The sequence below is a fragment of the Peptostreptococcus sp. genome (assembly GCF_977045075.1).
On the sequence record NZ_CDRRTB010000104.1, the window covers coordinates 1 to 4865 of the forward strand.

General features: G+C 37.9%; 5 protein-coding genes. All 5 read right to left on the reverse strand.

Annotated elements, in window-relative coordinates:
- A partial coding sequence (locus ACW6OJ_RS07395) for an alkaline phosphatase family protein (protein ID WP_456096187.1) occupies positions 1-626 on the reverse strand: 626 nt, incomplete at its 3' end.
- A gap of 184 nt (positions 627-810) precedes the next feature.
- Entirely contained in the window at positions 811-2157 is a 1347-nt protein-coding gene (gene rpoN, locus ACW6OJ_RS07400; RefSeq protein ID WP_455105070.1) for an RNA polymerase factor sigma-54, read from the reverse strand.
- A 24-nt stretch (positions 2158-2181) separates the two neighbouring features.
- Complete coding sequence (locus ACW6OJ_RS07405; protein WP_304084355.1) at positions 2182-3225, reverse strand: lysylphosphatidylglycerol synthase transmembrane domain-containing protein; 1044 nt, start codon at positions 3223-3225, stop codon at positions 2182-2184.
- Between the two features lie 22 nt (positions 3226-3247).
- The gene (locus ACW6OJ_RS07410; protein ID WP_293436403.1) at positions 3248-3937 is read right to left on the reverse strand and encodes a polysaccharide deacetylase family protein; all 690 of its coding nucleotides are present in this window, start codon (positions 3935-3937) and stop codon (positions 3248-3250) included.
- 137 nt (positions 3938-4074) lie between these two features.
- On the reverse strand, positions 4075-4865 hold a 791-nt coding region (locus ACW6OJ_RS07415; protein ID WP_456096188.1), incomplete at its 5' end, for an MGDG synthase family glycosyltransferase.

Sequence of the window (4865 nt, forward strand, 5' to 3'; positions counted from 1 at the left end):
TGGGCCTCCCTAGAATTAAATCCATATTCATGTCTTTGTGAGTCTAGGTCTATATAGTGGACCATATTTATGTGGGCTGGATACCTATCAAGTGCATACATAAAGGATGCATGAGAGAAGTTGTCCAGCTCAGGCTCCTTATGTCCATTTCTTAGCTTGCCAAACTTAGAATTGAGGTCATACTGGAAATATGGGCTACCGTTTACCAAAGAAACCCATATCTGACTCTGCCACTTCCTGTTGGCAAAGATTTCAGGCATATTGTATTTTATGTCCCTTGATCCAGCCGTCACTGGCCAAAATATTGATAGGATATCATAACCTGCCTTTTTTGCGTAGGATTGGAAGGTAGGAACCTTTATATCCCTATCATACCAGTACCAATCTGGACTCAACCTTGAGGGCTGGACCCTTGTATTATTAATTACCCCATGCCTAGCTGGATATGTGCCTGTAGATATTGTAGTATGGGCACAGTAGGTAAGACTTGGGTATACTGTTTTTACATTTATACAACCAGATGCTTCCTTGAAAAATTCTCCAAAGGCTGGTAATTTTTTCATCTTGTCTATATCCACCCTTGATAGGCCATCAAAGGACAGGATATGTAGGTATTTTTTTTCCATCGCTACTCCTTATCTATTAAACAGTCTTTCTAAAAAATAGTAGACTCTTCCTCATTTAAACCTATTATACAATAAATTTTGTCTTTCTTGCCCCATCTTAGGAAATAAATTAATTCGAGAACAAAAGTAAAGTATAATAAAAACCATCTTGATACATTAAATACCAAAATGGTCCTCAATCCTTCTAGATTTCTTTTCGCTTTGAGGAACTTAAGTAACCCATTTCTTCCCTGTATTTTGCTACGGTTCTTCTCGCTATTTCAAAACCTTCTGCCCTTAGCATATCCTCTAACTTCTTATCGCTAAGTGGTTTCTTCTTGTTTTCATGTTCTATTATATCTTTTAACTTATCCTTTACTACGGATATAGAAATCATGCTTCCCCCTTCAGTCTCTAGGCTACCTGAGAAAAAGCTCCTAATTTCATATAGTCCCTTGTTTGTAAGTATATACTTATCATTTATACCCCTGCTAACCGTAGAGATATGACATCCTACAGTATCGGCAATCCTCTGCAGGGTCATAGGCTCAAGCTGGCCCTCAAACTTAAAGTAGTTGAATTGGATACCAACGATGGCCTCAGCTATTGATATAAGAGTGGTCTTCCTGTCCTCAACATCATTCATAATCCTCCTTGCAGAAGATAGCTTTTCCCTTATATAGGCCTTGACACTTGGATCATCAGTAGTGATATAGAGGTCCCTATAGTAGTTGCTAATGTTTAACCTTAGCCTCTTTTCATTATAGGGTCTAACCACCAAGTTACCCTCTTCGTCCTCTTCAAGAACGAGGTCAGGATAGGCATATACAATGGCATTCTTAAAGTATTTTTCAGCAGGTCTAGGGTCTAAACTCCTGATTAATTCGAGGTAGTCTCGGATTTCTTCCTGCTTTTTCTTATATTTAGATGCTAGTTGCTTGATATTAGAATTGGCTACAAGGTTGATATTATTCTTTATAATATCTTCTAGAACATCATCGTATATACCCTCGCTATGTAGCTGGAGAATAATGCACTCCTGTAGGTTCCTAGCACATATGCCTGCAGGTTCCAGACCTTGAACTAGACCTATGCATTCTTCAACCAGGTCAAGGTCCACACCCAGCTTATCAGCTATGAGGTCTTCACTTTCCCTCAGGTATCCATCTTCGTCCAGGCTATCTACCAAGTAGTCACAAACCTTCTTCTTCCTATCATCTAAATTCATTATCTTGACCTGACCATGCAGTTCATCATAAAGACTGTCTTCACCACTAGTCATATTTTCAAAGTCATAGTCAGAGTTATCTGCATACACTGATTCATTTTTATCAAAATCATAGTTGAATTTTTCTTTTTTAAAATATTCCTCCCAGTTGATTCCATCATCCTTTATATCTACCTCCAATAAAGGGTTTGACTCAGCTTCAGCTACTATGGCTTCCTCCAACTCATACCTGCCCATATTGAGTATATTCAAAAACTGAACTATATGGTTAGAAATATTTAAACTTTGTGTTTGTTTTTGTTGTATAGAGTTGTTTATATCCATAAATTGCCTTCTTTTCAGTAAGATTTAAATGCCCTCTCTGACCTCCTTTTTGCTAGGCCATAGGTACATTATTAATGATATTATACCACTAATTACCAAAACTGAATAGAAGTTTGATATCCTGGTCAATAACATTCCAGGTACAAGAAGCTTTTTTCCGTAGAAAACCATAAACATACTAAGGAATAGAGACTCACTTGCCCCTACTCCACCTGGTAGCGGTAGGGATGACACAGCTATATTAAGTATGGCCTGCATTAGGATTAGGTCCATAATAGTATAGCCACTTAGGCCAAAGCCCCTATAGACTACATAGGGTACTGCATACAAGAGGCTTATCTGGACTAGAGTTAAGACCGTTACCTTCAGCAGTAATATTGGATTATTCCTCATATATATGGCTCCACGCTCGTACTCTTCAACAGAGCTTGAAATCTTCTTTTCAATCTTTTCCTTATTCTTTATAATCCTACTCCTGTGTAGTAGTAGACCAAAGAAATTTAATATTTTAAATACCAGCTTAGGCCAGTATACCAGCAATATAATTCCTATTAAAAGAATGGCATTTGTGATAAAACCAAAGGCCAAAAGTATGGTGTTTGCCAGCTGTGAACCACCAATATTTGTATTTGTAAGTAGTCCTATAAGGGCATATATCACAACTACCAGTTGGTGGGCAAATAGGATTAGCATTAGGCTCAATGAAGAGGCTGTAACACTGATGCCATCCTTTTTCATATAGTATACCTGGGCTGGCTGACCACCTGAAGCAGATGGCGTAATTGAACTAAAATAAAAACCCACAAATCCATAACCTATGCACTTGAGTATTGAGGTCCTGTACTTAAGTCCTCTTATAATCAACCATATATTTACACCCTCCAAGGATGCATATAGTAGCATCATACCTATACCTGTTAAAATATATATTGGCTTTACCGACCTAAGGGCAGTCACTATAGAGTCAATAGACTCTCCCTTCAAAACCTGAGATACGGTAAATACCATCAATACAACCATTATAGTTATACCTATAAACTGGCTTTTTTTATTCTTTAAACCCTCCATTTTACCTCCTAAAACCTATGACCTAGGGTAGGATAAATTCATAACCCTTGGCCTTTAATTCTGGTATAGCTAGCCTTAAAGCCTCTATTGTATTTTTTGGTGCACCTACTGCCCCACCAGAATTTTCACCTGCATCATGCAGGCATATTATACTGGTCGGACCTGTCCTATCCAACAATTTCTTCCTAATAGATTCTGGGCTTGCCTGAGCTTCCCAATCCTCTGCCATTACATCCCAGTATATCATCTTCATACCATATTTTTTCACAAAATGGTTAGAAAAAATATTTGTATGTCCCCATGGTGGCCTGTATAGCATTTGGTCTAGGCCTAGGTCCTTCATTATCCTATAGCTATTTTCAAAATCCTTTTTTGTATATGGGTATGAATAAAGCATGGCATTTTTATGCTGCCAAGAATGTAGACCTACCCTGTGACCAGCTCCTAGTATCTTTTCTACAACCATCTTATTTTTCTGGGCATTTTCTGCCACCATAAAAAAGCTAGCCTTGACCTGGTTTTGGTCCAAGACCTCCAAGAGTTCGTGTATATACCTATCATCAGGTCCATCATCAAAGGTCAACATTATCTTATTGGCCTGTCCTGTAGTCCTAACAATATCCTTATTAAAAATCTTATTGTAGTAGGTAGGTAGGATAGAATGAACTACAAATACCAAGGCTACTAGCAAAATCAAATATAAAAAATACATTTATTCCATCTCCTTAATAGACTAAAAGTTGCCCGCAAAGGCAACTCTTAATACTATATTTATATTAAACATTAATTACAATTTGCGATTAAGTATCCACTATAATTAGCCTACAAGTAGGATTCTTACACTCCCACTTAATAGCTGTATATCTTTCTTGAATCATGATACATGCCTAGGCTGTAATTGTGCTTGCTCGCATAGGCATAATCCTTGAAGTAACCTGTATTTAACTTGGAAACAAAGGCAGCCATACTTGAACGTATAGACTCTAGAGCCTTGTCATCATTTACCAGGTCTACAATAGTCTTAACACTTGCATCTGGATTCTGAGTCAAGAGAATACCGAAATTATTATCCTCTATAAACTCTACATTCCTCTGCTCATTAGGTAGGGTTGGGGCAAATGAAACTATAGGTGTGTTTGAATATAAGGCTTCAAATACAGTTATCCCACCTGGCTTAGTCACTATACAGTCAGCTCTTTCCATTAGCTTGTCTACCTGGTCAGTAAAGCCTAAAACTGTAATATTCTCATACCTTCCATGAAGGTCCCTGTAAATTTCCTTGTTGTTACCAGCCACTATAGTAGTATGAAGTCCCGGTGCTGAATTCAATTCCTCATAGAAGGCTGGGCTCTTAGGTAGGATACCTAGGCCACCACCCATTATTAGGATTTCCTTCTTGGCCTTAAGACTAGGCATACCAATTATATTATCACTGATCAAGCGACCTGTCTTCTTACTTGCCCTTCTATTTTTAAACTTTTCTCCTACTGGAATACCATATACGACTATCTTATCTGGGTCTATACCCTTGTGAATCATCTCATACTTTACGTCTGGACATGCAACCAAATACTGGTCAGTTCCATCAACCAACCATTCGTAGTGGCTACTAACATCTGTAATGCATGTGATCAATTCTA

Bases quoted from the DNA above. Each gene is read 5' to 3' on its own strand.
- ACW6OJ_RS07405 (WP_304084355.1), bottom strand. From the start codon at position 3,225: ATGGAGGGTTTAAAGAATAAAAAAAGCCAGTTTATAGGTATAACTATA.
- ACW6OJ_RS07410 (WP_293436403.1), bottom strand. From the start codon at position 3,937: ATGTATTTTTTATATTTGATTTTGCTAGTAGCCTTGGTATTTGTAGTT.
- rpoN (WP_455105070.1), bottom strand. From the start codon at position 2,157: ATGGATATAAACAACTCTATACAACAAAAACAAACACAAAGTTTAAAT.